This is a genomic window from Dechloromonas sp. HYN0024 (genome assembly GCF_003441615.1).
Taxonomy (GTDB): Bacteria; Pseudomonadota; Gammaproteobacteria; order Burkholderiales; family Rhodocyclaceae; genus Azonexus.
The window spans coordinates 65,788-91,882 of the sequence record NZ_CP031842.1 but is presented as its reverse complement, the minus strand read 5'-3'; the positions used below and the strand labels follow the sequence as shown (position 1 = coordinate 91,882).

Below are 26,095 nucleotides of genomic sequence, written 5' to 3'. Positions count from 1 at the left end.
GTTCAGGCCACTGGACTGACCGGCAGATAGCGCTGAACGAGGCGCACCCAGTAGCTGGCGCCGAGCGTCAGCAACTCGTCGTTGAAATCATAATGCGGGTTATGCAGGGTACAGCCGCCGGTACCCGGCCCATTGCCGAGCCAGACGTAGCAGCCCGGCTTTTCGTTGAGCATGTAGGCGAAATCCTCGGCCCCCATTGAGGGCAGGATGTCGGTCAGCACGCGCTCCGGCTTGAACACCTCGGCCGCCACCGTCTGACAGAATTTCGCCTCATTGACGCTGTTGACCGTCGGCGGATAGCGATGGTCAAACTTGACACCGATCTGCGCACCGTTGGCCGCGGCGATGCCGCTGCACAGACGCTCGACGGCGCGCTCGATGCCCTCCTGAACGGCCGGCTTGAAACTGCGGATGGTGCCGCGCAGCACGACCTCTTCGGGAATGATGTTCCAGGCCTCGCCGGCATGGAATTGCGTCACGCTGACCACGGCCGATTCACACGGATGCAGTGTTCGGCTGACCACCGTTTGCAAGGCCTGCACCAGTTGCGCTCCGGCGACGATGGAGTCCACCCCCTGATGCGGCATGGCAGCGTGGCAGCCGTGGCCACGCACGATGATCTCGAAGGCACAGGTACCGGCCATCACCGGCCCCGGCATGACCGCCATCTCCCCGACGGGAATGCCCGGCCAGTTATGCAGGCCGAACACTGCCTCGACCGGGAAACGCTCGAACAGCCCATCTTCGATCATCACCGCCGCGCCGCCCTCGGATTCCTCGGCTGGCTGGAAGATGAACACGGCGATACCGTCGAAATCCGGCTTCCCGGCCAGATAACGCGCCGCGCCAAGGAGCATGGCGGTGTGACCATCGTGGCCACAGGCATGCATCTTTCCCTGATGCCGTGAGTGATGCGGGAATTCGTTCATCTCGGCGAGCGGCAGGGCATCCATGTCGGCGCGCAAGCCGACCATTTTCTTCGATGTCCCGGCGCGCAAAATGCCAACGACACCGGTTTTGGCAATGCCGCGATGCACTTCCAGACCATAGGCTTCCAGTTCGCGGGCGACGATGTCGGCCGTGCGGTTCTCGTTGAAGGCCAGTTCGGGGTGGGCGTGGATATCGCGGCGCAGCGCCGTCAGTTCCGCCAGGAAAGGCAGGTCGAGCAAAGGAAGTGCCGTGGGCATGATCATCTCCATTTTTTTATATTATGCCGCGGGTTGATACGCTGCGCCGCCTTGATTATGCTCTGCCCCCATGGAACTCATACTGATCAGCGGACTTTCCGGGTCCGGCAAGTCCGTCGCCCTCAATCTGCTGGAGGACGCCGGCTACTATTGCGTGGACAATCTGCCGGTGGTCATGCTGACGGTGCTTGCCGGCATGCTCGAGGAAGAAAATGTCAGTAAGGTAGCGGTGGCCATCGATGCCCGCTCCGGAGATGGTATCGAACTGCTGCCGGCCAAGCTCGACAAGCTCAATGAAGGCGGCATCAAGGTTACCTTCCTGTTCCTCTTTTCCAACGAAGAAACCCTCCTCAAACGCTATTCCGAGTCGCGTCGCCGGCACCCACTGGCCACCACCGGACAGACCCTGGATGAAGCCATCCGGGCCGAACGCAAGCTGCTTGAGCCGATTTCCGATCTCGGCCACCGTATCGACACCAGCGGCCTCAAGGCCAATGCCCTGCGCGACTGGGTCCGCCAGTTCATCGAGGCAGAACCCGGTCAGGGCCTGACCCTGATGTTTGAATCCTTCGGTTTCAAGCACGGCATCCCGCTCGATGCCGATCTCGTTTTTGACGTCCGCTGCCTGCCCAACCCGCATTACGACCCCGGCCTGCGCGCCATGACGGGCCGCGACCAGCCGGTCATCACCTTTCTGGAGGCCGAGGACGAGGTCCGCCGCATGCGTGACGATATCTGCCGTTTCGTTGCCACCTGGCTGCCCAGTTATATCCGCGACAACCGCAACTATCTGACTGTCGCCATCGGCTGTACCGGAGGCCAGCACCGCTCGGTATATATCGCCGAATGGCTGGCCCGGGAGTTCGCCAGGCGCGCCCGCGTCCTCGTCCGCCACCGCACGCTGGCTGGTGGCTGATGCCCTGGCTGGCGCTGATCCGGCCCGGCGACTGGCTGGTCATCCTGCTCAGCGCTATGGCCGTCGGTAGCAGCATCCCGGTTTTCTGGCAGGGTGGGCTGGCCGACCGGGCGATCATCCGCCAGGAAGGCCGGGTATTTGCCGAAGTGGACCTCAAGGCCCGCAAGCAGTTTGAGGTTGCCGGCCCGCTTGGGACCACATTGATCGCCATCGAACCGGGCCGCGCCCGCGTCGTCGCCGACCCTGGCCCACGTCAGTACTGTGTCAAGCAGGGCTGGCTGATGCGTCCGGGCGAAATCGCCATCTGCGCCCCCAACCGCGTCAGCCTCCAGATCGCCGGCCGGACCAAGGTCTATGACTCGATCAGTTATTGACCCCGGGCCCCAGCCCGGGGTGACTCAACTTACGGTCACTGCCGAAGACCGCCGCGTCGCCTGGCTGGCCACTGCGGCAGTCGGGCTGTCGCTGGTCGATGCGGCGATTCCTTCGCCACTGCCCGGTGTCAAAGCAGGGCTGGCCAACATCGTGACGCTGGTAGTGCTGGCCCGTTACGGCTGGGGTACGGCGGTGTGGGTCAGCGCCCTGCGGGTGCTGGCCGGCAGCCTGCTTCTCGGCTATTTCCTCGCCCCCGGTTTCTTCCTGTCGCTGACCGGCACGACGCTCAGCCTGCTCACCCTCGGCCTGGCCCGCCATCTGCCAGCCCGCTGGTTCGGCCCGGTCAGCCTGTCCATCCTCGCCGCCTTCTCCCATATCGGCGGTCAGTTGCTGCTCGCCCGCCTGTGGCTGATTCCGCACGATGGCGTTTTCCTGCTCACCCCGGTATTCGCTGCCGCAGCGCTGGTTTTCGGCACCATCAACGGCCTGATCGCAGCTAAACTGCTGGCTGAACCTGCGCTTTCGGAATCCACCCATGCCTAAAACAATTTGCCTCGCGCTGACCGGTGCCTCGGGTATGCCCTACGGCCTGCGCCTGCTCGAATGCCTGCTCGCCGCTGACTGCACCGTCCAGCTGCTCTATTCGCAGGCGGCACAGGTGGTCAGCAAGCAGGAAATGGATTTTGAACTGCCGTCGCGCCCGAGCGAAGCCAAAGCCGCCCTGCTCGCCCGGTTTCCGGCCGCAAACCCGGAAAATCTGGCCGTCTACGGCCGCGAAGAATGGTTCGCCCCGGTCGCTTCAGGCACCAACCCGCCCGATGCCATGGTCGTCTGCCCCTGCTCGATGGGCACCCTGGCCGCCATCGCCCAGGGACTTTCCGACAATCTGATTGAACGGGCTGCCGACGTCGTCATCAAGGAAGGCCGCAAACTGGTACTGGTTCCCCGTGAAACGCCGTTCTCGACCATCCACCTTGAAAACATGCTGCGCCTGTCGCGGGCCGGCGTCGTCATCCTGCCGCCCAGCCCCGGCTTTTACCACCACCCGCAAAGCGTGCAGGACGTCGTCGATTTTATCGTCGCCCGCGTCATGGACCAGATTGGTGTTCCGCACACGCTGATGCAGCGCTGGGGCGCGTGATGGGCTGGTTCGATTTCGTCCGTTCGCCGGCCGGCAATGCCGTTCAGACCCTGCGCATCCCGCTCTTTCCGCTCAATACCGTGCTTTTCCCCGGCAGCGTCCTGCCATTGAAAATCTTCGAGCAACGCTATCTCGACATGGCCGCTGCCTGCATGAAGGAGAACACCCCCTTCGGCATCTGTCTCATCGAAAAAGGTAGCGAAGTTGGCGCAACGGCTGAACCGCACAAGGTCGGTACGCTGGCCACCATCGGCAGCTGGGAAATGGAACAGCTCGGCATCTTGATGATCACCGCCGTTGGCGGACGCCGGTTCCGTATTATCGAAACCAGCCTTGGCCCGGCCAATCAACTCGAAGCCAGCGTTGAACTATTGGCCGAACCGAGCCCGAAAGCCCTGCCGCCCGAACGCCAGCGACTCGTCCCCCTGCTCCGCCGCGTCGCCGCCGACCTCGGCCTCGAGCGCCTGCCCGAACCGCACCGCTACGACGACGCCGAATGGGTCGGCCACCGGATCACCGAAGTCCTGCCCATCCAGAATCTCGCCAAGCAAAAATTGCTCGAACTCGACGACCCGCTGGCCCGCCTCGAAATTCTCGAAAAATACCTCGACCAGCGCAAACTGCTCGGCTAAACGCCGGCAGTCGGCCTCGTAGTTCGTTCCGTCAATTTAATGTCATCGCACTGACGGAAGGAGCTACTAGTTTTGCGGATGATCCGCCGCGTGCAGGATTTCAACTTCCTCATGCTCCCACTGCTTGACCGTATCGGAGATCAAGCGGGCTTTTTCGTGGGCATCGGGCACATGGTGATAAGCCGCCTGATATCCCTCGATCGCATCGTGAATGGCTTCGGCCTTGGTATGAGTGTGAGGCATGACGTTTCCTTTTCCTGCAAATAATATGCTGCATTGCAACACCTCAACTTTAGGCTTTCAGGAACAGGCTTGCAACGCATGGGCAAACATATTAATGCGTTGCACAATCGATAATTCGGGCATCAGAACAGGCCATTTTCTTTGCATGGGCAACAAAAAAGCCAACCTGCGTCGGTTGGCTTTTTCTTTTTCAGATCAACGGCCTGCGTGAATTCGATGTGGAGCGGGCGATGGGAGACTACCCCAAACCCAAGCACCACATAACACATTGATTAAATAGGACTCAAAATCTACTACTCTTATCGTCGCAGGACGCTTTCGTAGTAGTTCAACGTTGCCGATTATGCCCTGCCAGGGCTGCTAACGGGTGAGACTCGATCCAAACCCGCGCATGAGGGTTCTATTGCGTGATCCCGGCCCCTACAATGCCTGCCTTTCTGCTTACCCCTGCTGCGATGACATCTGCTCCTTCCGATCCCATCTTCGATAGCTACAAGAAAAGCTGTGGCATAGATTTCGTCCGATTTTTCAGCCGCACGGCAAAGGCGCTTCCGCTTCCCGCCTCCAAGACGAAAACCACACCACTACGTGCTGGTAGCTCAGACGGCATGCTACTGACTATTCAGGAGCCAACTGTCAGTGAGATTAAAACCGTTGCTAAGGAGCTGCCAGAAGCACAGTTTGACAGCATCGAAGTTTTTTACGACTTCACGCCCAAAGGCTGCTCGTCGCTCGAACAGCGTAAGGCGATGATCGAGAACATTCGCCAGTGGCTGATCTCCCATCTTTACCCATGGCAAGGCCCGGGACTGCAAGTTGCCACGCGTGTTTCAAAAGGTCGGAAACATGCCGAGCCAGTCTTTACACACATTGTCGAGCGGCGAGCCAACGCCAACGAAACGTTGTATCTCGGCCATGCAGACCCGATCTATGCAGACCCGGATCTAGCCAATTATGCGTTCATGCGGCTCTACGCCAAGGTCATAGACAACAAAACAGCTCTGCTACCCAATAAATGGCGATGTCGATTAGAACTGAATCTGACCAGCACTGGCTGCAGATTTTTCGGCCTGACCAGTCCGAACAGTCTATTTGGTTTCGATTTCCGGCAGTTGGGGCCTTACTTTCGCTTAGCAAGGCCTGACATCAAGCCATGCTCCATGCCCAAGCTGAGATCGTGGAATCCACGCATGGCTGACTTGCTCGAAGCCACTAGAATGCGGCTGGCCTTAGACACCCTGAAAAATGTCGGAAGCCATGCGGCCAGTCACGAACCCCTGATTAACGTCGATGGCCATCATAGGCACAAAGTCGGCAACCGCATGATCCAGATTCGTTTGGATGATCTGACTCGCAAATTTAAAAAGTCGAGTCAATCGATGCCTTATGGCAACACTTGGGGAAGTTGGTAACACCGACTACAGTGGCTTTCCTTTGCATTGACACGTTCCGCGACCCGGAGGAGCATTCCACATGATGAATTCATGTTCGCTCCTTGGGGTTACTTTATGTCGCGAGAAGATCTTTTTAAGAAAATTTGTAATCTGGCAGGCCCTGCTATCACTGTCGCAAAAGCAGATGACGGGTGGCCTGGAACTGCTAACGTAAAACTTACAGATGGCTCCATTGTAAGAGTAGCAATTCACGCCTCATTAGTAGGAAGCCATGCCCGTAAGGCATATGAACTGCGCTTCCAAAATCCCGGTAGCCGGAAACCAGTTGAAGCACCGGCAGGTGCGTTACCGATACTACTCGGATACTGGGAAAAAGATAACCAAGCCATATTTGTGGCCACGCAAGGTGCAAGCCGTCTCGGTAGAGAAGCACGGTTTTCGATTCTATTCCGCGACTCTGTCGTGAAGGAAGCGTTAGCCAATGGCTGGGCAATTTATACCTCGTCCAACCAAGAACAGATCTTTGCCTTCCAACCATCATTGCTGCCGACTTACGTAGAACTCCTTTACCGAGGTATAGATTCAACCGTGATTAGTAGCACTTCGGGAGAAATTGCTACCGCCGCAATTGCTGCCGGACTTCTTGAAGATGAAACGGAAGGCGGAAAGGAACGCGCAAGACGGGCCGTTTCTCAAGTGATTCGAAATAGCGCCTTCGGCCAAGCAGTCGTGACCGCCTACCAAAAAAAGTGCGCGTTATGCGGATTGGGCGCCGGTATGGTTCAAGGCGCTCACATCTATCCAGCCTCCGCTCCTGGGTCCCTTGACAAGGTCTGGAACGGAATTGCCCTATGTTGTAATCACCACACGGCATTCGATGCCTTCAAAATCTGGATTGACCCAAATTCCTATGCCGTTAAGTTCCACCCCGACTTGGTTGCTCTCGCTAAATCAGACCCTATAGTGCAGCGGTTTCTGGATACGACCTTCAAGGCGATGACTATGCCAAGTGACGCTGCAGCCAAGCCTCGAGCTGCAATGCTTGAAGGGCGCTACAAATACTACGAAGAACGCTACGAATGGGTGTAGTCACGCAACCTAACACACGAATTTCTGTGGCGATCACAGTCAATCGTGTGATAATGACCATCTATCTGTGATGTTCAGTTGTAGGACAGCCCAATTGGCTATGACATACAAAGAATTCAGACGCTTACTAGGCAAGGCGGGGCTGACTGCGAAAGAATTCGCTCATTTGCTATCACTCAATCCGAACTCAATTACGAACTATTCAAGCCATGGTGAAGTTCCCCCTCATTTTGCAATCATTGTGAGTTTGATGGGAGCAATGGCAGATCAAGGGATTGATTTTAAAGAAGTAATTTCTGGAATAACAATTCCAAACAAGAGAACCGAAAACCTCAGAAGCGATTATCAGAAAACATCAATTTCAAGCGGTCAAATATAGAAATGCTTAACGAAAAAATTAAAACTCTGAGCTTGTTTTCAGGTGCCGGCGGTCTTGACATTGGCTTTCACGATGCAGGATTTGAAATTGTTGCATGCGTTGAACTCGAGTCTGCCTACTGCAAAACGCTTTTAGCAAATCGTTCAAATAACGTTGTCTATAAAAATGGCGCAGATATTCATTGTATTGATATTCGTGAGTTCGACCCTACCCCATATCAAAACATGGGTATTGAATGCATTATCGGAGGTCCCCCTTGCCAAACTTTTTCAGCAGCAGGCCGACGGTCTGGTGGGGTTTTAGGCACCGAGGATCAACGTGGGCGTCTTTTTGAATCCTACTGCCGCATTCTTGAATCATTAAAACCAAGGGTATTTGTTTTTGAGAACGTTTATGGCCTTCCCGGTGCCAACAATGGTGGGCCATGGCGAGAAATTTGCGCCTCCTTCTCAAAACTCGGATATCAGCTTGAAGCTCAAATTGTAGATTCAGCAGACTATGGTGTTCCGCAGCACCGCGAAAGGCTCATTATTGTCGGTGTAAAGAAAGGGGAGTCGTTATTCACATTCCCACTTCCTACACATGGCCCAGATTCAGATTCAGGAAATAAACTAGTCACTGTCTTTGATGCTATTAAAGATCTACAAAACGCTGATGAGCAAGAGCATGAATTAGGTGGTTTGTATGGACATCTTCTCCCCATGGTTCCCGAAGGACTTAATTATTCATTTTTTACCCGGGAAATGGGTTATCCAAAACCTTACTTTGCATGGCGTTCGAAGTTTTCAGACTTCCTTTACAAAGCCGATAGAAACGCTCCCTGCCGAACGCTCAAAGCGCAGCCAGGAAAATTTACCGGCCCCTTTCACTGGAAAAATCGCCACTTCACTATAAATGAACTTAAGCGCCTTCAGACATTCCCCGATAACTACTTAATTGAAGGAACCTTTGGCAAGGCAATGGAGCAGATTGGAAACTCCGTCCCCCAAGGTTAGCTTACGTTATTGCCACATCAGTAAGAGAGCAAGTGCTTCGCACACCAGAACATCTCACCTTTAAGTTAAGGCCATTGGGTTTCCAATCAACCTTCAAGCAACGGCAGCGTGATAGAACCAATAGCTACCGAAAGGTTGCCGCAAAGGAAATTGAAGCGCGATTCCCCAACGTATCTCTTTTCGATGCGGAACCTAGCAACACAAACGAGGAAAGAAATTACTTTGTTGGTTTTGAGGGGTTTTTTAACAAGAAAATACTAACAACAAAACCTTCTCTTGAGCTTGGCTGGAACTTCTTCAAGATAGATGAGTTTCGGAGTTCAAATAGACTTGAAATAGATATACGCAGCATTTCAGCGCCAAAGCGCGAACAAAAAGAACTAACCATAAATATCTCAGGCTTAACAAAGTATCTTATTGATCTTGAAACAGTTGTTTGCTCAGCTCACGTAACCACACCAGATGATGTGTTCAGAATATGGAGTATCTTGGAATCAGCAATAACCCGAGGCACACAGTTTTTTACCCTGATTGATATTTACGGACATTATGCGAACCGTGGAGACACGGTGATTGTTAAAACAGCGTTCTCTCGAGCAAGAAAAAATGCGTTCGAAAAATCTATAGAATACGTTGGCAACTCGGAGAATTGTGGTGATTTCGTTTCTTCTGAAAAAATGGCAGCAGATATTGGAACAACGCCGCATGAATTAAACGATTTAATAGCTGAACTTCGGAGTATTCGCTGGGACGTTCGGACTCAGACTACCCACCCCACTATCCGAAATCAGGCAACTCTATGCACTTATCCATTTCCTCTTTTGTCGGATAAGGCGCAATTGGAGCGCAGATTGAGCGGTCAATAGACTTTCGCGCTCCATGAGAGCAGCGTTAATGAAAAGACTAACGGCTGCTCTCACGAACACCAATGATGTTCGCCCGAGAAACCCCGTAGGCGCGCGCTAGAGCGCTTACGGATTCTCCGGCACCCAACCTACGTCGAATCTCTGATCGTTCGTCTGGCGTCGTTTTTGTGGGCCTGCCGAGCGTCTTTCCTTCAGCCTTCGCCCGAGCCAAACCGGCCTGCGTGCGCTCGACCAGAAGGTCGCGTTCCATCTCCGCCACTGCCGCCAGCATCGACAACAACAATTTACCTGCCGGTGCCGTAAGGTCGGTGTTGCCGAGTTGAAGGACGACGACCTTAATGCCACGATCTGCCAGTTGCCGAACCGTCTGCAGAACGTCGATTGCATCCCGCCCAAGCCTATCAAGTTTGGATACGACCAGTGTTTCCCCCTTGCGTATCTGACCAAGCATCGCCTTGAATGCCGGACGCTGAGATGCGGCGACCTTGCCACTGATCCCTTCATCGGCGAACCAGAAATCCGGTTCGATCTGGTAGCCGGCTTGTTCAAGTTCAAGCCGCTGGTTGTCCGTTGTCTGTTGTGTCGTTGAAACGCGACCGTATCCAAAATGTGCCATTACCCTCACCCCGTCTAAACTGTTAGAAACCGGTGTCAGAATAGAATGGCCTGTTAGGAAAGCCAAGGACTATATTTCCGACAGTCTGGCGATATAGGTGCCGACACTGCCGGAATACGGTCGATTTCCAACTGCACGAACACAATTTGCGAAAAGACTATTTAGCTGATTTTTTGCCTAGCTAAACTGATGCGTAACGAGTGTTTTACCTAGATCGAGCGACATAAGAAAGTTTCTAAAAGTTATCCCTAAGTTACCCCGAAAAAGCGATGTGTCTTATAGGATCGAAGTCCTACCCAGCCCCGAAAAGGTCGGAAGTAATCCCTTCATCAATCCGGTCCTGATGGCAAGAATCTTATAGAGGCGAAGGTATCCGCTGGATTGACGGAACATATCGACGGACTACGCTCGACCTGCCCACGCCCCGACAAGGCAAAAGCAGCAACCGGTGGCGAAAAGTCGGAAAATCCAGCCTGAGCGTGCAGAGCAAACCACCCTGCTCCCCTCGCCAGCCCTCGATTCCAGCACAAGGCCAAGATGCTCCCTATAACTAGGGCTGGTTAGCAGTTCTGCTTTCGCTACGGACTTGCTGTTTCCGACGGCGCTTCTTTCGATCCAAAGCACTCGCGACGGCCAACACACCGGCAGCAACGTCGAACGGTGCCAACGTCGGCAGCGGATACTCAACGCGATTGATATACGGCTGAAGTTTGCTGGCGACCTGATCTTTCCGGTAGCGCTTCGCAGACATCGTTTTGCCTCGCTCATGGCCCGCGACTTGGGCCACCGTCGCCTCCGGCACTTCGGCGTCGAACAACCCCGTAATGAACATGTGGCGCAGCGAATGAAAGGTCTTGGTGCCATCGCGGGGAATCTCCAGCCGTGTGCCAAGAAACCGCTCATTGAACCAAGATCCAGCGGCCTTGCCGTAGCCCTTGATCTGGTCAAACCGCAATTCCGGAAAAAATCGGACATGCCCCTCACGGCGCAATGCCTCGACATACTCAGGCAACCCAAGCTCAACCAATCGATCATGCAAAGCAACAACGCGCTGAGAATTGATCGTTTTCAGCGATTTGTCGCCACCCTCTGAGCGCTCTTCCTTGGGGTCGGCATCAATCTTGTCCGAGCCATTCAGGTTGAAGTCGAGATACCAGCAGCCGGCATCATCTTGCTGGACATCATCCAGATACAACTGGGCCAGCTCGTTCAGACGGCCACCCGTATAGAGACCCAACAACGGTAACCAATAGTAGTGTGGCTGGTAGCTGTGATAAGCGCCACGCGCGGAAGCCTTCCCTTTGCCTTCCTTGAACCACTCGACGCCGAAAATCTTGGCCAGATCGTCGGCATCGAAAACGCCGCGCTCGTCCTGCTCCCGCTTGTCACGCTTGCCACCGCCTCCGACCCCAGAAGCTGGATTCCGCGACAACAACTCTTCTGTCACTGCCCAATTCAGCATTTCCGACAATCTGCGGATGTAGTGGTTGGCAGACGACAGTTCCATTCTCGGATCGCCAGCCGATTCGACAGCAGCAACCAACTCCGCCAAGCTCGTCACACCATAGCGACGCCGGGCCTGATACAGATCATCAGGCAGCTCTTGGAGCCTGCGCCGATACTCGGCAATCATCGGACGATCCAAATCAGCCAGCATCGGGTCGTCCATCATTTCGACGAACACACCGCAGATGCCAGCCATGCGGCGATATTGATCGTCCTTCCAACTCGCCTTCTTATCAGCGAGGAATCGATCCAGCACCTCGGAAACGCGCATCGCTCCATACTTGTGACCAGCGACCACAGATGGATAGACATGAGCAAGAGCAGGAGCGGGCAAGGAGGGTTGCCGGAGCGCTTTGGCGGCGTCCAGCATGGACGGTGTGACTCCCATGCTCAGTGCCAGCCGGATACGCTCTGCATCGCGCTTGGATAGCATCAGCGCATCGATTCCGACTTTTTCACCCGGATCGAAAAAGACAGCACGCTTCCGCTTCGCGTCTCGGAAGAACACTTCACCCAGATACTCGCCGTCCTTCAGAAATCGGCTGACAGCCAGTCCTGTGTCGAACAAGACAAGCTGGCCCGTCAGCATGACAGGTTCGCCAATCTCTTCCACACTGTTCAAAATGAACTGACCGTCTGACTCGCGCTCGACCTCGGCAATATCGGCTACCTCTACACCCTGCCAGCCATCGGCGACGCACACGAGGACTACGCCATGATTGGCGACCTCCATAAGCAGAGCCTTGGACTCCATGCCGAGCGCCAGAGCAAAGTCGGCAAGACGAATCACGCCTTCACCAGCAAGCACTGGAGAGCCTTCTACAACCTTGAGAACGTCCATTCCATCCAGTTCCAAAACACGCTGCTGCCACTGCGACAGCAGACGAAACGCAGCAGCCTTAGCCGTTGCTGGATCGCGAACTCCGGTAGAGACATGAATCTCACCACGACCTATAACAGCCTGGAGGCGCTTGGGAACACAGATACGGACAACATAGATACCGCTTGAGCGGCGGTAAAGATAACCCGACCTCGCCATTCGCACTACCCTTTCGTAGTAGTGTTACGTAGCGGTGGGATTTGCTGACCGATTTCCTATACAGAACAGCTAGTTAGGAAATGGTTGGAGCGGGCGATGGGAATCGAACCCACGGCTCTAGCTTGGGAAGCTAGGGTATTACCATTATACGACGCCCGCTCTGGGCTGAAGGCCGCATTCTAAGCGCAGAAGGCGGCCGGTTCAATCATTCCTCTTCGGGTGCCAGCGCGGCGTAGCGGCCGGCGTGGAAAAGCAGCGGGGCGAGGTTGGCGGTTTCGTTGAAGCGCTCGACCCGGCCGACAAAGATGGTGTGGTCGCCGGCAGCATGCTCGCTGACGTTGGCCATTTCAAAAGTGGCGCAGCAACCGGGGAAGACCGGGGCGCCGCCAGCACCAGCCTGCCAGGGAAGGCCGGCGAAGCGGTCGGTGGGCCAGGTGGCGAAACGATTGGAGAGGTCTTGCTGGTCAGCGGCCAGAATGTTGATGGCGTGGTGGCTGGCCTGGCGGAAGGCGGCAAGGTTGTGCGAGTTGTTGTCAAGGCACCAGAGAACGAGCGCCGGCTCGAGCGATACGGCCGAGAAGGAATTGACGGTGAGGCCGATCGGATGGCCATCCGGGTCGATAGCCGTGACGATGGTGACGCCGGTGGCGAAGCGCCCCAGGGCGTTGCGCAGGGCGCGGCTGTCGTTTTGCGGTTGGGTCATCGGGGCTGACGGATAGGCCGGAAGAAAAAGAGGCCGTATTATCCGTTCTCCCGCAGCTTGCGTCGAGGCAGAATTTGGCCGCCCTAACCCGTTTTACCCAAGACCTGATCGCCTGGCAGAAAACTGCCGGCCGCCATGACCTGCCCTGGCAGAAGACGCAGGACCCTTACCGTATCTGGCTTTCGGAGATCATGCTGCAGCAGACCCAGGTCAGCACAGTGATCCCTTATTACGCCCGATTTCTCACCAGTTTTCCTGATGTTCTGGCGCTGGCTGCGGCCCCGATCGAGGCGGTAATCGAGCACTGGGCGGGACTCGGCTATTACGCCCGGGCGCGCAACCTGCATCGTTGCGCCCGGCAAATTGCCACGGCTTATGGCGGAATCTTCCCGAATTCCGCGGCGGAGCTTGAGGAACTACCGGGCATCGGCCGGTCGACGGCGGCGGCCATCGCCGCTTTTGCCTTTGGTCGCCGGGCAGCGATTCTCGACGGCAACGTCAAACGGGTGCTGTGCCGGCAATTCGGCATTGCCGGCTTTCCCGGCGCAACAGCTGTTCACCGCCAGCTCTGGGCCTTGGCCGAGGATTTACTGCCGGAAAACAATATCGAGGTCTATACACAGGGCCTGATGGATCTCGGCGCGACCCTATGCACGCGCAGCCGGCCACGCTGTGGCGACTGCCCGGTGGCAAGCGGCTGCGTGGCAAGGCGCGATGGCCGCCAGGGTGAATTACCGGAAGCGAAGGCACGCCCTGCCGTACCGGAACGCAGCTCAAGCTTTGTCCTGCTCACTGATGGGCAACGTCTGCTGCTCGAGCGGCGACCACCCTCCGGTTTATGGGGCGGACTGCTGGCACCACCGGAAGGGGAGCCAGCCGAGGTCGCCGCGCGCTACGGACTGGCGCTTGGCGAGACCACCAGGCTGCCGCCCTTGAAACATGCGTTCACCCACTTCCGCCTGACCCTGTTGCCCATGCTATGCCAGGTCGACGCGGCCCTTCAGGTGGCTGAGCCGGGGCTGGAATGGGTGGCGCTCAGCCGGGCGGCCGACGCCGGGGTGCCGGCACCGATCAAGAAACTGATCAGGCAGGTTGCCAGCGCAGGGGGCTGATCCCCCAGCGTTCGAAGGTTTCGGCCCGGACAATCTGGCCGTAGTGGTTGCCGATCTTGCGCGACAGGTCGACATCGACTGGCGTCGTCACGTATTGCTGCCGACCGGTGTGGTAGATGACGCGAACAACGGGGGCCAGCATGTTGTCCGGGTTAGCCTGGACGACCATGGCAAGATGCCCGCTGTCGAGCAGGACCAGCGTGCCAACCGGGTAGATGCCGACGGTCTTGACGAATGCGGCAACCAGCGCCGGATCGTATTGCGTCCCGCTTTCCTCATACAGCTGGCGCAGGGCGTGCGCCGGCGACATGGCGGCCCGGTATGGACGGTCGGAAGTCATCGCATCGTAGGTATCGACAATGGCGGCCATGCGGCCGGCCACCGAGATTTCGTCGCCAGCCATCCGGTAGGGATAGCCGCAGCCGTTGTAGCGTTCGTGATGTTCGAGGACAACGGCGATCGCGGTTTCAGGCAGGCGCGAGGTAGCATCGAGCACAGCCAGGCCTTCTTCAACGTGGCTCTGGACGATCGAAAACTCGGCGTGGGAGAGGCCTCCCGGCTTGGTCGTCAGGCGCGAATCGAGGGCCGAGTGGCCGATGTCCTTGACCATGGTACCGAGCGCCAGCTTTTCGATTTCCGGTTCAGCCATGCCCTGATGACGGCCAAAGGCAATGATCAGGGCGGCCGTCGCCACGGCGTGATCGTTGGCATAGGAATCCATGCCCTTGAGGCGGGCCAGCGGCACCAGCGCATCCGGGTTACGAATGACCGAGGCGATCATCTTGCTGACCACCGGCTCGAGGTAGGCTGCATCGACTTTCTGGCCGGCCCGCGCCGAGATCATCAGGCTGCTCACCGTGCCGCTCGCTTCCTGCATCAAGCGGCCGGCCCGGCGACGCTCTTCACCCAGCGAAACAGGATGTGGCGTGGTCGCCCGAATTTCCGCCAGTGATTTGAGCCGCTGGTCAATCTGGTTGATGCGCGCTATCGGCGACGGCGGCAGATCGATTCCCTTGTCGGTATCGATACTGACTTCGCTGATGCCATCTTCCTTGAGCTTCCAGACATGCGCCTCGTCGCGCACCTTGAATTTCGACTGCCAGAGCGAATGATCGAGCCAGCCCTTGTGCAGGTCCACGACATACATGTCGGGCAGCAACTGGTCGATGGCTATCTTGCGAATCATGCTGTGGCGATACCGGCTATTTTTTCTCGGCGGCCTGGGCGGCGCGTTGCTCTGCTTGCTGCATTTTTTTGGCCACCCGGGCATCGTGATCGGCCTGCTTTTTGCGCTGCTTTTCCGCCGCCGCCAGTTTGCGCTGCTCACCCTCGGCGGCCTTGGCGGCCTTGCTGGCCTGCGTTGCCGCCCGCTTCTCTTCGGCAGCCTGACGGGCAGCCGTCGATTCCGCCTGACGCAACGCCAGATCGGCCTCACGGCGCGGCAATTCTTCGACACGTTGTTTGTCGCGCTCGACCATTTGCTCCTTCTTGACGGCGCGCTCGAGCTTGCGGCCGTCGTTTTCCAGCCGGCGGGTCTCGCGTACGGTCTTCAGATGCTCACGCGCCGCCGCATTACGGCAATCGTTGATGAGGAATTTTTTGGCGCAGGCCGTATTTCTTTCCTCCAGCAACTGATCGGCTGCCGCCTGACGTGCCCTGCCCTCGGCCCGCATCGCTTCGGCCTTATCGAGCCGCTCCTGCCAGGCGGCTTCCTGATCATCACTGGCCGCACCATCCGCCGCCAGTCCGGCGCAGGGCATGGCCAGCAAGACGATCAGACCAGCCAAGGCGGTCAGGGATCGATTTTCCATTGAGCAAATTTTCGGCAAGCTGCGATGCATGCCTGGCTTGAGCGGGTCGGTGCGTGTCTGCTTGTACATCCGGTGATTCTAGCAGGCTGTCGCGAGACATAGCCAAATTGACTGAATGACATGGCAAGCCATTGTAAGGATGACGATTTCCGTCCATTTTCGCGCAGCCGCACGATTCGCATAACACGGTGAAAAACTCAGCCCCGGCGCAGGGGCCGCCCATCCAGGCCGCGCCTCGCTATAATCTGCCCCCTCATGATCGCCTTACGTCAAGTCACTTTCGCCCGCGCCGGCCACCCCCTGGTCATCGACGCTTCCGTCCAGCTTCACCCCGGCTGGAAAGTTGGCGTGGTGGGCGCCAACGGCTGTGGCAAATCCAGCCTGTTTGCCCTGCTTGCCGGTGAACTGCATGCCGAATCCGGCAACGTCGAGATTCCCGCTCGCTGGCATATCGCCCGCGTCGCCCAGGAGACCCCGGCCCTGCCCGACAGTGCCCTCGATTTCGTCCTCGACGGCGATGTCGAGTTACGCCGCATCGAGCGCGAACTGGTTGAGGCGGAAGCCAAGGGTGACGGTGTCGCTATCGGCCATCTGCATGCCCGCTACGGCGAAATCGGTGGCTATTCAGCCAAGGCCCGCGTCGCCGAAGTGCTGCACGGTCTGGGCTTTACCGACGCCGATTTCTCCCGTTCGGTGGCCGAATTCTCAGGTGGCTGGCGCGTTCGCCTCAACCTCGCCCGCGCCCTCTCCTGCCGCGCCGACCTGCTGCTGCTTGACGAACCAACCAACCACCTCGACCTGGATGCGGTTTTCTGGCTCGAAAACTGGCTGAAGAACACCCTGGCGACCCTGCTTCTCATCTCGCACGACCGTGACTTCCTTGATGCCGTGGTCGGCCAGATCATCGCCATCGACCTTCAACGACTGAGCCTGACCAGCGGCGGCTATTCCGACTACGAACGGGCCCGCGCCGCCCGCCTGGCCACCCAGCAATCGGCCTTCGAAGCACAGCAAAGGGAAATCGCCCACCTCTCAAGCTTCATCGAACGCTTCAAGGCCAAGGCGACCAAGGCACGACAGGCACAAAGCCGGATCAAAACCCTCGAACGCATGGAAATGGTCGCCGCAGCGCATGTCGATTCGCCTTTCCATTTCAGCTTCCGCGATCCAATTGCCCTGCCCGACCCGCTGCTCAGCATCGAAAAGGCCTCGGCTGGCTATGCCGATCACAAGATTATCGATAAGGTCACGCTCACCCTGCGCCCCGGCTGCCGCATTGGCCTGCTTGGCCGCAATGGCGCCGGCAAGTCAACACTGATCAAGCTGCTCGCCGGCACCATCGCCCAGCAAGGCGGCGAGCGCAAGGAGGCCAAGGCCCTCAACATCGGCTACTTCGCCCAGCACCAGCTCGAACAGCTGCGCCCGGATGAATCGCCGCTGCAGCATCTGGTGCGCCTCGACCCGAGCGCCACCGAGCAGGAACTGCGCGACTACATCGGCGGCTTCGATTTTCGCGGCGACATGGCGACCCGCGCCATCGAACCATTCTCCGGCGGCGAAAAGACCCGCCTCGCCCTCGCCCTGCTCATCCGCACGCGGCCCAACCTGCTGCTGCTCGACGAGCCGACCAACCATCTCGACCTCGAAATGCGCGAAGCCCTGACCTTCGCCCTGCAGGACTACGAAGGCGGCGTCGTCTTCGTGTCGCATGATCGCCACTTGCTGCGCACCTGCGCCGATGAACTACTCCTCGTCGCTGCTGGCAAAGTCACTGAATTCGACGGCGACCTCGACGACTACGCAGCCTGGCTGGCAGCCCAGCGCAGTGCCGAAAAAGCCCCAGAGCCCGATGCAGCGGCGGAAAAAAATGAACGTCTGGCGCAACGGGCCGATGCCAAAGCCAACCGGCAAGCGGTACTCGCCCAGCGCCGGCCGCTGGTCAAGGAAATCGAGCAACTTGAGCGCAAGCTGGCCAAGTGGAACGAGGAAAAAGCTGCGCTTGATGCCCAATTCGCCGATCCCGAGTTTTATACCGCTGTCGATCGGGTTAAAAGCGAGGAAATGCACAAACAGGCGGCACTCCTTGGCGAGCAGATTGATGAGGCAGAAATGCGCTGGCTGGAGGTGCATGAGGCGCTCGAGGGATTACCTGCCGTCGACTGATTGCCCCCCATCGCCAAAACCAGAGAAACCCCCACCCTCATCAGGTAAAATTGGCGTTTTACGAACATTCTCGCTGGAGCCCAACCGTGCAAATCGTCTGCCTAGACCTCGAAGGGGTCCTCGTCCCCGAAATCTGGATCGAATTCTCCAAACGCACGGGCATCCCCGAGCTGATGCGGACCACCCGCGACGAGCCGGATTACGACAAGCTCATGACCTACCGCCTGAATATCCTGCGCGAGCACAAGCTTGGCCTGCCGGACATCCAGAAGGTCATCGCGGAAATGGGGCCGATGCAGGGTGCCCGCGCCTTCCTCGACAAGCTGCGCGAGGATTACCAGGTCGTCATCCTGTCCGACACTTTCTACGAATTCGCCCATCCGCTGATGCGCCAGCTGGGCTGGCCGACGCTGTTCTGCCATTCGCTCGAAGCCGATGCCTCGGGCATGCTGGTCGCTTACCATCTGCGCATGCCGGACCAGAAGCGCGAAGCCGTGCAGCGTTTCAAGGAACTCAAGTTCACCATCGTCGCTGCCGGCGACTCGTACAACGATACCGCCATGCTCGGCGAAGCTCATGGTGGCATCCTCTTCCACCCGCCCGAGAATGTCATCCGCGAATTTCCGCAGTATCCGGTTGTCCTTAATTACGACGATCTGCGCACGGAAATCGACAAGGCGTTCGCCCGCGCAGCTGCCTGACGACAGCCCATCATGGTGGCGGGGAACGATTTCGACCCGGAATTGGTCCGTGGCCTCAAGGCCCTGGCCGAAACCACGTTCCCCAAGCGCTGCCGGTGCTGCAATCGCGTTTTCGCCGACGTCGCCGACTATGTAATGCAGACCGAAGCCATGCCGAATGGTCGGCGCTCACTCAAGCAGTCGTTCGACGATGACGGCACAGTGATTGTTGACCTCTATCGCAACTGCCCCTGCGGCTCGACGCTGATGGACTCCTTCAGCGACCGGCGCAATGCCACACCCCAAGGCGAGGCGCGGCGGGTACGTTTCGATGAGCTGATGGCCTATCTGGTCGGGCGCGGTCTGGCTGCCAATAACGCCCGTCTCGAATTGCTCAAGTTCCTGCGCGGCGAACCGAGCGAACTGCTCAGCACCATTCACCCGCCAGCCACCGGAAACCTGTAAAGAATGCATAACGACCGCTTCTACACGCTCTCAGCCTCCTGCCCCGACCAGGTTGGCATCATCGCCCGGGTTTCCGGCTTCATTGCCGGTAATGGCGGCTGGATTCTTGAATCGAGCTTCCATGCCGACGCCCTGACCGGGCGCTATTTCATGCGCATCGAGATCAAGGCCGATTCGCTGCCTTTCCTCCTCGCCGAGTTCCGCGAGCGTTTCCGCACTGAAGTCGGCGAGCCTCTGCAAATGACCTGGCAGATCAACGACAGCGCCATCAAGAAGCGCGTCGTCGTCATGGTTTCCAAGCAGGAACACTGTCTCTACGACCTGCTGGCCCGCTGGCAGGCCAAGGAACTGGACATCGAGATTCCCTGCGTCATTTCCAATCACGATACCTTCCGCGGCTTCGTCGAATGGCACGGCATTCCGTTCTATCACGTGCCCGTAACGCCAGATAACAAGGCCGCCGCCTACGCCGAGATCCAGCGCATTTTTGACGACGTACGCGGCGACTCGATGGTGCTTGCCCGCTACATGCAAGTCCTGTCACCCGCCCTTTGCGATGCGCTGGCCGGCCGGATCATCAACATCCACCACAGCTTCCTGCCCAGCTTTGCCGGCGCCAAGCCTTATCATCAGGCCTACACACGCGGCGTCAAGCTGATCGGGGCGACCTGTCACTACGTGACGAGCGAACTCGACGCGGGCCCAATCATCGAGCAGGACGTCATCCGCATCGACCATTCGGATTCGCCGGAAGACATGGTCCGCTACGGCAAGGACATCGAGAAGACCGTGCTTGCCCGCGGTCTGCGCTACCACCTGGAAGACCGGGTGCTGGTACACGGCAACAAAACCGTCGTTTTCCGCTGATCCGATCGCCCCGGCAGTTTTAACGCCGAAATGAAAAGCCGCCCGGCAGATTGCCCGGCGGCTTTTTGATGCCCAAAAAAAACGGGCACCCGAAGGTGCCCGAAGGGAGAGAGACTACAAACCTGATTAGTGGTGGTAGGCGGTTTCGCCGTGCGAGGTGAGGTCAAGACCTTCACGCTCTTCATCTTCCGGCACACGCAGACCAATCACGATATCGACCAGCTTGAAGGCGACGATGGAGACCACGGCCGACCACACTACGACGGTACCGACGCCCCACAGCTGGCTGATCACCTGGGCGGTCATGTCGAAGTCACCAACCTTGTTGGCCACGTAGTCATAGACGCCCGTGCCGCCGAGGGCCGGATCAACGAAGACACCGGTCAGGATGGCGCCGGTGATGCCGCCGACGCCATGGACGCCGAAGACGTCGAGGGAGTCATCTGCACCGAGCAGCTTCTTCAGGCCATTGACACCCCACAGGCAGATCACGCCGGCGATCAGGCCGATGATGATGGCGCCCATGACGCCGACGAAGCCGGCAGCCGGGGTGATGGCAACGAGACCAGCAACCGCACCGGAAGCAGCACCCAGCATGGAGGGCTTACCCTTGAGAATCCATTCAGCAAACATCCAGGACAGTGCAGCGCAAGCCGTTGCAACCCAGGTATTGACCATGGCCAGGGCAGCAGCACCCGAGGCTTCGAGGGCCGAACCAGCGTTGAAACCGAACCAGCCGAACCACAGCAGGGAAGCACCGATCATGGTGAAGGTCAGGGAGTGCGGGGCCATGGCGACGTTACCGAGACCGGTACGCTTGCCAACCATGTAGGCACCAACCAGACCAGCGATAGCGGCGTTGATATGCACGACGGTACCACCGGCGAAGTCAAGCGCGCCCTTCTGGAACAGGAAGCCAGCCGTCTTGCCGGCGGCTTCGCCAGCGGCAGCGTCGATGTAGGCATCAGGACCAGCCCAGTACCAGACCATGTGTGCCATCGGGATGTAGGACAGCGTGAACCAGATGACCATGAAGACCAGGATTGCGGAGAACTTGGCACGTTCGGCAAAGGAACCGACGATCAGGCCGCAGGTGATGGCGGCGAAGGCGCCCTGGAAGATGACGTAGGCCAGTTCGGAGATATTGACACCCTTGGAGAAGGTGGCGGCCACGGAATCAACCGTGACACCCTTCAGGAAGAGCTTGTCGAGTACGCCGAAGAACTGGTTGCCCTCGGTGAACGCTGCGGAGTAGCCATAAATGACCCACAACACAGAGATCAGCGAGAAGGTCACGAAGACCTGCATGAGCACCGACAGCATGTTCTTGGTGCGGACCAGACCACCGTAGAACAGGGCCAGGCCGGGGATGGACATGAGGATGACCAGAGCGGCACTGACCATGACCCAGGCGTTGTCGCCCTTGTTCGGCGGAATCGGTGCAGCAGCCGGGGCAGCGGCTTCGGCAGCGGCCGGCGCAGCAGCGGCCGGCGCAGCAGCGGCCGGCGCAGCGGCAGCCGAGACAGCAGCGACCGGCGCAGCCGGGGCAGCCTTTTCTTCAGCCCAGGACGGCGCGCTGAATGCGACAGCACCGACCAGAGCCAGCAATGCAAAGATACGTTTCATGATTTTGGGCTCCTTAGAGGGCATCGGTACCGGTTTCACCGGTGCGAATACGAATGACCTGCTCGACGTCGAAGACGAAGATCTTGCCGTCACCGATCTTGCCGGTGCTGGCTGCCTTTTCGATAGCCTCGATGACCTGATCCAGCTGCTCGTCCTTGACGGCGGCTTCGATCTTTACCTTGGGCAGGAAATCGACGACATATTCGGCGCCCCGATACAGCTCGGTGTGCCCCTTCTGCCGGCCGAAACCCTTCACTTCAGTGACGGTGATGCCCTGTACGCCAATGGCGGACAACGCTTCACGCACTTCGTCAAGCTTGAACGGCTTGATGATGGCGGTTACGAATTTCATGATGAGTAGTTCCCCATTTAGGTTGAAATCTGTTCTCCCCCACCTGCGCCGGCCGGTGCACTGGCGGGGGAGTTTTTAAGCTTGATTAGAAAGTCTTGGAGACAGAGAGGACGGCGGTGTTCTTGCCGGCGTAGAAGTTCTGGCTACCCTTGGCAACGTTGACCCAGTTATAGGCAGTCTTGTCGGCATCGGTGCCGATGTAGGACAGGCCGAAAACATAGCCACCGACATCCTTCGTTACGCCCAGCTTCCAGTCGGCGTAGTCACCAGTGGTGCTGTGAGCCAGATCGAGGTAGCCGACATGGCCGTTCACGCCCCAGCCGTCACCCAGATCATAGGCAGCACCCAGATCGATGTAGTAGGTGCCCTTGGTGTTGGCAGCGTTGAAATAGTCCGTGACAGCGTAGGAAGCCTTCAGGGTCAGGAACTTCCAGCTCGTGCCAACGTAAACTTCACCGTTATGAACAACACCGCTCTTGAAACCGCCAGCAGCACCATCGGTACCCGGGTAGTAGTAGTACAGGCCGCCGACATCCAGGCCGAAGTCACCGAAGGCCATCTTGTAGCCGCCGTAGAAGTCCATTTCCAGGTTGCCACCCGGATAGCCAGCGTAGGAGCTGACATTGGAGTTCCAGTTACCGACATACAGACCGCTCGAGTGGGCGTAGTCGAAGCCGCCTTGCAGGGCCGGCTTGCCCATGGTCTGGTCGATACCGCGGAAACGGTAGCTGGAGAACAGGCCGACGTTGCCGGTCAGGGCCGGAGCTTCAGCCGCCGGAGCAGCTTCTTCAGCAAAAGCCGGAACGGCAAAGGCGCTAACCAGGGCCAGGGCGATAAGTGATTTCTTCATGTGATCTCTCCTACAGATTGATTAAAGTGAAAAAGATATTTGTGCAGTACAGCAATAGCAGAAGCCGTGCCAGGTCATTTTTTTGATAAAAATCAAAGGATTGCCGGTACACCCCTAATCCACGCACCATTTTGTCGCACCAAAGCGGTGCGGTTACAGAGCGTTACGCACCACAGGTAAGCGGATGGCCAAAAGCGGAAAAATCCCGTTGTGTTAAACTTGAAAATCAACGGAGGACATCATGCTCGACCCCAAGACACTTGAAGAATTCGGCGCCAAGATCAGCGCCCTGCTGGCCAATTCGCCGGCCAAAGACATCGAAAAAAACGCAAAAATGGTCATGAGCGGCTTTTTCTCGAAGCTCGATCTGGTCACCCGCGAGGAATTCGACGTCCAGGCTGAAGTGCTGGCCCGCACCCGCGAAAAGCTCAAGGCCCTCGAAGCCCGCGTCGACGCTCTGGAAAAGTCCCGCTCGGGTCAGTAAGCCGAGCACTTCATGGCGCTGGCCATCGCTCACAGTCGTGGACTGGATGGCCTCAACGCCCCGCCGGTGACGGTCGAGGCCCATCTGGCGAGCGGCCTGCCCAGCTTTTTGATGGTCGGTCCCCCCGGTTCAGGCAAATCCATGCTGGCCGCCCGCTTGCCCGGCCTCATGCCAACCCTGCACGGCGAAGCCGCCAAGGCCTCAGCTGCCGTGCTGTCCCTGGTCGGCCAGTTCCGCCCGGAAGCTTTTGGCGTTAGACCTTACCGCCAGCCGCACCATACCGCCTCGGCCGTCGCCCTGGTCGGCGGTGGCAACCCGCCGCGCCCCGGCGAAATCAGTCTGGCCCATCAGGGCATTTTGTTCCTCGACGAATTGTCGGAATTCGACCGCAAAGTGCTGGAAACCCTGCGTGAGCCGCTTGAGTCAGGTGTCGTCCATATCGCCCGGGCGGCCCGACAAGCGGAATTTCCCGCCGAGTTTCAGCTCATTGCGGCTATGAATCCCTGTCCCTGTGGCTACCATGGCGCACCGAACGGCAAATGCCGATGCACGGTGGATCAGGTTGCCCGTTATCGCGGCAAGCTTTCCGGCCCGTTTCTTGACCGCATCGACCTGATCATCGAGGTTCCCGCCCTGCTCGTCGAAAGTCTCGCCGGCAAGGCGGATGGTGAATCCTCGGCCAGTGTTCGTGGCCGCGTCGAACAGGCGCAGAACCGGCAGCAGGCACGACAGCAGAAACCAAACGCCCGCTTGAGCACCAAGGAAGTTGACGCCACCTGCCAACCCGACGCAACGGGCAACAAGCTGCTGCAACAGGCCACCGCCCAGCTCGACCTGTCGGCCCGCGCCTGGCACCGCATCCTCAAAGTTGCCCGGACCATCGCCGACCTGGCCGCCAGCGACGATATCCGCGCTGCTCATATTGCCGAAGCCATCCAGTATCGGCGTTTCGCCCGTGGGTGAACACCAGACCCGGCGCGAGACACGCGGCATTGCCATTCTGCTGGCCTCGCTGTCGGCCCTCGGTCCGTTTTCCATCGACACGTATTTGCCGTCGTTTCACGAAATCGCTGAAAAGCTCAACGCCACACCGCTCGAAGTTCAGCAGACGCTATCCATCTACCTGCTCTCCTTCGCCCTGATGACCCTGTGGCATGGCGCCATTGCCGACCGTTTCGGCCGGCGCAAGGTGATCCTTGTCGCCATCGGGCTGTTTGCTGTCGCCTCCGCCGGCTGCACCCTGGCCACGCGCATCGAGCACCTGTGGTTCTGGCGGGCCATGCAGGGCATGACGGCGGGGGCCGGCATCGTCATCAGCCGCGCCATCGTCCGCGACCTGTTCGACGGGCCGCCAGCCCAGCGCCTGATGTCGCAGATCACCATGATGTTCGCACTGGCTCCGGCCATCGCCCCGGTCATTGGCGGCTGGCTGCAGACCTTCTTTGGCTGGCGCTCGGTCTTTGCCTTCCTCGTGGTGGCCACCGCCGCGCTGTGGCTGGCCTGCTGGAAACTGCTGCCGGAAACCCTGCCACCGGAAAAGCGGCAATCGCTGCGCCCGGGCTATCTTGGCCGAACTTACTGGAAAGTCCTGTCGTCGCCGCCCTTCCTCCTCGCCTGCGCGGCGCTGTCGCTTAATTTCTCCGGTTTTTTCATCTATGTCCTGTCGGCGCCGGTGTTTCTGATGACCCATCTCGGCGTCCCGGAAACCGGCTTTCTCTGGCTCTTCGGCCCGGCCATGGGCGGGCTGATCGCTGGCTCGTGGCTATCGGGCCGGCTGGCCGGGAAAGTGTCGCCAAGCCGGACCATCGTCCTTGGCTACCTGATCATGGGCGGTGCGGCAACAATTAATCTGGCTGTCAATCTGGCCCTGCCACCGGGATTGCCCTGGAGCGTCATGCCGCTTTTCATTTATACGACAGGCATGTCGCTGGCCATGCCCAATCTGACCCTATTTGCCCTTGATCCCTTCCCGGCTCAACGCGGACTTGCCGCATCCTGTCAGACCTTTTTCCAGTCCGGCTTCAACAGCTTGGTCGCCGCGCTGATTGCCCCGGCGCTGTGGGGCTCCACACTGAACATGTCGCTCGGCATGGCTGGCTTGTTGCTGACCGGCGCTCTGGCCGCACTGCTTCATCAGCGCCTACGACTGATACCACGGTAGCCCGCGGCAGCGCCACCCCCCCAGAGTGCCGCGATGATAGTCGTCATCAAGCGGCCCTTCGAAGCCTTCGAGAACATTGATCACCTGGGTGAAACCGGCCGCTTCCAGCGCTTCGCCAGCCAGGATGGAACGATGACCGCTGCGGCAAATAAGTAGCACCGGCCGGCTCAGGTCATTGCGCACCAGCCATTTAACCTTGTCGGCAAACTCCGGATCGATCTCCCAGTCGGGTGCCTCCTGCCAGGCGACGTGCTCGGCACCAACCGGATGGCCGACATACATGTGCTCGATTTCCGTCCGACAATCGATAAGCATCGCCTCAGGTTTTTCCTGTAGCAGTGCATGGGCGGCCAGGGGATCAAGATGCAGCATTGGCATATCCGAAAATTAGAGGAGTCCGATATTATGGAAGCAAGCTGAGTAAAGCGTAAACTTGCTCAAAA

Annotated in this window: 28 protein-coding genes, 1 tRNA gene and 1 pseudogene; 18 read left to right on the top strand and 12 right to left on the bottom strand. The window is 58.3% G+C overall.

What is annotated here, in order from left to right; genetic code table 11:
- Positions 1–2: 2 nt before the first annotated feature.
- Positions 3–1,187, bottom strand: coding sequence for a M20 aminoacylase family protein (locus HYN24_RS00430; RefSeq protein WP_117610145.1), 1,185 nt, complete (start codon positions 1,185–1,187; stop codon positions 3–5).
- A gap of 70 nt (positions 1,188–1,257) precedes the next feature.
- On the opposite strand from HYN24_RS00430, the gene rapZ reads away from it, so the two are divergent.
- Genes rapZ through HYN24_RS00405 form a run of 5 tightly spaced genes read left to right on the top strand, consistent with a single transcriptional unit; the run spans position 1,258 to position 4,251 of the window.
- A complete protein-coding gene (gene rapZ, locus HYN24_RS00425) occupies positions 1,258–2,103 on the top strand; it encodes an RNase adapter RapZ (protein ID WP_117607444.1) in 846 nt (281 codons plus the stop codon).
- Positions 2,103–2,477 (top strand): NusG domain II-containing protein, encoded by a 375-nt coding sequence (locus HYN24_RS00420; protein ID WP_117607443.1) that lies wholly within the window; start codon positions 2,103–2,105, stop codon positions 2,475–2,477. Before rapZ ends, HYN24_RS00420 begins: the two co-directional genes overlap by 1 nt.
- Positions 2,458–3,021, top strand: coding sequence for a Gx transporter family protein (locus tag HYN24_RS00415; RefSeq protein ID WP_117607442.1), 564 nt, complete (start codon positions 2,458–2,460; stop codon positions 3,019–3,021). Before HYN24_RS00420 ends, HYN24_RS00415 begins: the two co-directional genes overlap by 20 nt.
- Entirely contained in the window at positions 3,014–3,619 is a 606-nt protein-coding gene (locus tag HYN24_RS00410) for a flavin prenyltransferase UbiX (protein WP_117607441.1), read from the top strand. Before HYN24_RS00415 ends, HYN24_RS00410 begins: the two co-directional genes overlap by 8 nt.
- Positions 3,619–4,251: an LON peptidase substrate-binding domain-containing protein gene (locus tag HYN24_RS00405; RefSeq protein WP_117610144.1), complete on the top strand. Its 633-nt coding sequence runs from the start codon at positions 3,619–3,621 to the stop codon at positions 4,249–4,251. Before HYN24_RS00410 ends, HYN24_RS00405 begins: the two co-directional genes overlap by 1 nt.
- A 66-nt stretch (positions 4,252–4,317) precedes the next feature.
- Here HYN24_RS00405 and HYN24_RS15730 read toward each other — a convergent pair whose 3' ends face one another.
- Entirely contained in the window at positions 4,318–4,494 is a 177-nt protein-coding gene (locus HYN24_RS15730; protein WP_162888554.1) for a hypothetical protein, read from the bottom strand.
- Between the two features lie 425 nt (positions 4,495–4,919).
- Here HYN24_RS15730 and HYN24_RS00400 point away from each other — a divergent pair, with 425 nt between their 5' ends.
- From HYN24_RS00400 to HYN24_RS15725, 5 genes are all read left to right on the top strand, one after another.
- Entirely contained in the window at positions 4,920–5,906 is a 987-nt protein-coding gene (locus HYN24_RS00400) for a hypothetical protein (RefSeq protein WP_117607440.1), read from the top strand.
- Positions 5,907–6,002: 96 nt separating this feature from the next.
- On the top strand, positions 6,003–6,977 hold the full coding sequence (locus HYN24_RS00395; protein WP_162888553.1) for an HNH endonuclease: 975 nt from the start codon (positions 6,003–6,005) through the stop codon (positions 6,975–6,977).
- Between the two features lie 100 nt (positions 6,978–7,077).
- Entirely contained in the window at positions 7,078–7,356 is a 279-nt protein-coding gene (locus HYN24_RS00390) for an XRE family transcriptional regulator (protein ID WP_240327700.1), read from the top strand.
- A gap of 2 nt (positions 7,357–7,358) precedes the next feature.
- Positions 7,359–8,351, top strand: coding sequence for a DNA cytosine methyltransferase (locus HYN24_RS00385; protein ID WP_117607438.1), 993 nt, complete (start codon positions 7,359–7,361; stop codon positions 8,349–8,351).
- A 32-nt stretch (positions 8,352–8,383) separates the two neighbouring features.
- The gene (locus HYN24_RS15725) at positions 8,384–9,217 is read left to right on the top strand and encodes a hypothetical protein (RefSeq protein ID WP_162888552.1); all 834 of its coding nucleotides are present in this window, start codon (positions 8,384–8,386) and stop codon (positions 9,215–9,217) included.
- A 37-nt stretch (positions 9,218–9,254) separates the two neighbouring features.
- Here HYN24_RS15725 and HYN24_RS00380 read toward each other — a convergent pair whose 3' ends face one another.
- From HYN24_RS00380 to HYN24_RS00365, 4 genes are all read right to left on the bottom strand, one after another.
- Positions 9,255–9,833 (bottom strand): recombinase family protein, encoded by a 579-nt coding sequence (locus HYN24_RS00380; RefSeq protein ID WP_117607437.1) that lies wholly within the window; start codon positions 9,831–9,833, stop codon positions 9,255–9,257.
- Between the two features lie 550 nt (positions 9,834–10,383).
- Positions 10,384–12,378, bottom strand: coding sequence for a site-specific integrase (locus tag HYN24_RS00375; RefSeq protein ID WP_117607436.1), 1,995 nt, complete (start codon positions 12,376–12,378; stop codon positions 10,384–10,386).
- Between the two features lie 85 nt (positions 12,379–12,463).
- Positions 12,464–12,537 (bottom strand) — tRNA-Gly (locus tag HYN24_RS00370).
- 46 nt (positions 12,538–12,583) lie between these two features.
- Positions 12,584–13,081 carry a flavin reductase family protein gene (locus tag HYN24_RS00365; protein WP_117607435.1) on the bottom strand — a complete coding sequence of 166 codons (498 nt, stop codon included), beginning with the start codon at positions 13,079–13,081 and terminating at the stop codon, positions 12,584–12,586.
- A gap of 74 nt (positions 13,082–13,155) precedes the next feature.
- On the opposite strand from HYN24_RS00365, the gene mutY reads away from it, so the two are divergent.
- On the top strand, positions 13,156–14,193 hold the full coding sequence (gene mutY / locus HYN24_RS00360; protein WP_117607434.1) for an A/G-specific adenine glycosylase: 1,038 nt from the start codon (positions 13,156–13,158) through the stop codon (positions 14,191–14,193).
- On the opposite strand, the gene HYN24_RS00355 is transcribed toward mutY, so the two are convergent.
- Both HYN24_RS00355 and HYN24_RS00350 read right to left on the bottom strand, forming a co-directional pair.
- Positions 14,165–15,379 (bottom strand): HD-GYP domain-containing protein, encoded by a 1,215-nt coding sequence (locus HYN24_RS00355; protein WP_162888551.1) that lies wholly within the window; start codon positions 15,377–15,379, stop codon positions 14,165–14,167. The two genes, mutY and HYN24_RS00355, sit on opposite strands and share 29 nt — an antisense overlap.
- A 16-nt stretch (positions 15,380–15,395) precedes the next feature.
- Positions 15,396–16,073, bottom strand: coding sequence for a hypothetical protein (locus HYN24_RS00350; protein WP_117607432.1), 678 nt, complete (start codon positions 16,071–16,073; stop codon positions 15,396–15,398).
- Positions 16,074–16,259: 186 nt separating this feature from the next.
- Here HYN24_RS00350 and HYN24_RS00345 point away from each other — a divergent pair, with 186 nt between their 5' ends.
- The 4 genes from HYN24_RS00345 to purU all read left to right on the top strand — a co-directional run bounded on the left by HYN24_RS00345 (position 16,260) and on the right by purU (position 20,179).
- Positions 16,260–18,167: an ATP-binding cassette domain-containing protein gene (locus tag HYN24_RS00345; protein WP_117607431.1), complete on the top strand. Its 1,908-nt coding sequence runs from the start codon at positions 16,260–16,262 to the stop codon at positions 18,165–18,167.
- Between the two features lie 86 nt (positions 18,168–18,253).
- Positions 18,254–18,868, top strand: coding sequence for a bifunctional phosphoserine phosphatase/homoserine phosphotransferase ThrH (gene thrH, locus HYN24_RS00340; protein WP_240327699.1), 615 nt, complete (start codon positions 18,254–18,256; stop codon positions 18,866–18,868).
- A gap of 12 nt (positions 18,869–18,880) precedes the next feature.
- Complete coding sequence (locus HYN24_RS00335) at positions 18,881–19,312, top strand: oxidoreductase (protein WP_117607429.1); 432 nt, start codon at positions 18,881–18,883, stop codon at positions 19,310–19,312.
- A 3-nt stretch (positions 19,313–19,315) separates the two neighbouring features.
- Positions 19,316–20,179, top strand: a complete 864-nt coding sequence (purU, locus tag HYN24_RS00330; RefSeq protein WP_117607428.1) for a formyltetrahydrofolate deformylase — start codon at positions 19,316–19,318, stop codon at positions 20,177–20,179.
- 126 nt (positions 20,180–20,305) lie between these two features.
- Here purU and HYN24_RS00325 read toward each other — a convergent pair whose 3' ends face one another.
- From HYN24_RS00325 to HYN24_RS00315, 3 genes are all read right to left on the bottom strand, one after another.
- Positions 20,306–21,805, bottom strand: coding sequence for an ammonium transporter (locus HYN24_RS00325; protein ID WP_117607427.1), 1,500 nt, complete (start codon positions 21,803–21,805; stop codon positions 20,306–20,308).
- A gap of 13 nt (positions 21,806–21,818) precedes the next feature.
- On the bottom strand, positions 21,819–22,157 hold the full coding sequence (glnK, locus tag HYN24_RS00320) for a P-II family nitrogen regulator (RefSeq protein ID WP_117607426.1): 339 nt from the start codon (positions 22,155–22,157) through the stop codon (positions 21,819–21,821).
- Positions 22,158–22,242: 85 nt separating this feature from the next.
- Entirely contained in the window at positions 22,243–23,007 is a 765-nt protein-coding gene (locus HYN24_RS00315; RefSeq protein WP_117607425.1) for a TorF family putative porin, read from the bottom strand.
- 241 nt (positions 23,008–23,248) lie between these two features.
- Between HYN24_RS00315 and HYN24_RS00310 the strand changes: the two genes are divergently transcribed.
- From HYN24_RS00310 to HYN24_RS00300, 3 genes and pseudogenes are all read left to right on the top strand, one after another.
- Positions 23,249–23,491 carry an accessory factor UbiK family protein gene (locus tag HYN24_RS00310; RefSeq protein ID WP_117607424.1) on the top strand — a complete coding sequence of 81 codons (243 nt, stop codon included), beginning with the start codon at positions 23,249–23,251 and terminating at the stop codon, positions 23,489–23,491.
- 87 nt (positions 23,492–23,578) lie between these two features.
- Positions 23,579–24,454: pseudogene (locus HYN24_RS00305) on the top strand (YifB family Mg chelatase-like AAA ATPase); the annotation flags it as partial.
- On the top strand, positions 24,447–25,652 hold the full coding sequence (locus HYN24_RS00300) for a multidrug effflux MFS transporter (RefSeq protein ID WP_117607423.1): 1,206 nt from the start codon (positions 24,447–24,449) through the stop codon (positions 25,650–25,652). The pseudogene HYN24_RS00305 and the gene HYN24_RS00300, both read left to right, overlap by 8 nt.
- Here the strand turns inward: HYN24_RS00300 and HYN24_RS00295 are convergent.
- Positions 25,632–26,024 carry a rhodanese-like domain-containing protein gene (locus HYN24_RS00295; protein ID WP_117607422.1) on the bottom strand — a complete coding sequence of 131 codons (393 nt, stop codon included), beginning with the start codon at positions 26,022–26,024 and terminating at the stop codon, positions 25,632–25,634. The two genes, HYN24_RS00300 and HYN24_RS00295, sit on opposite strands and share 21 nt — an antisense overlap.
- Between the last annotated feature and the right edge of the window lie 71 nt (positions 26,025–26,095).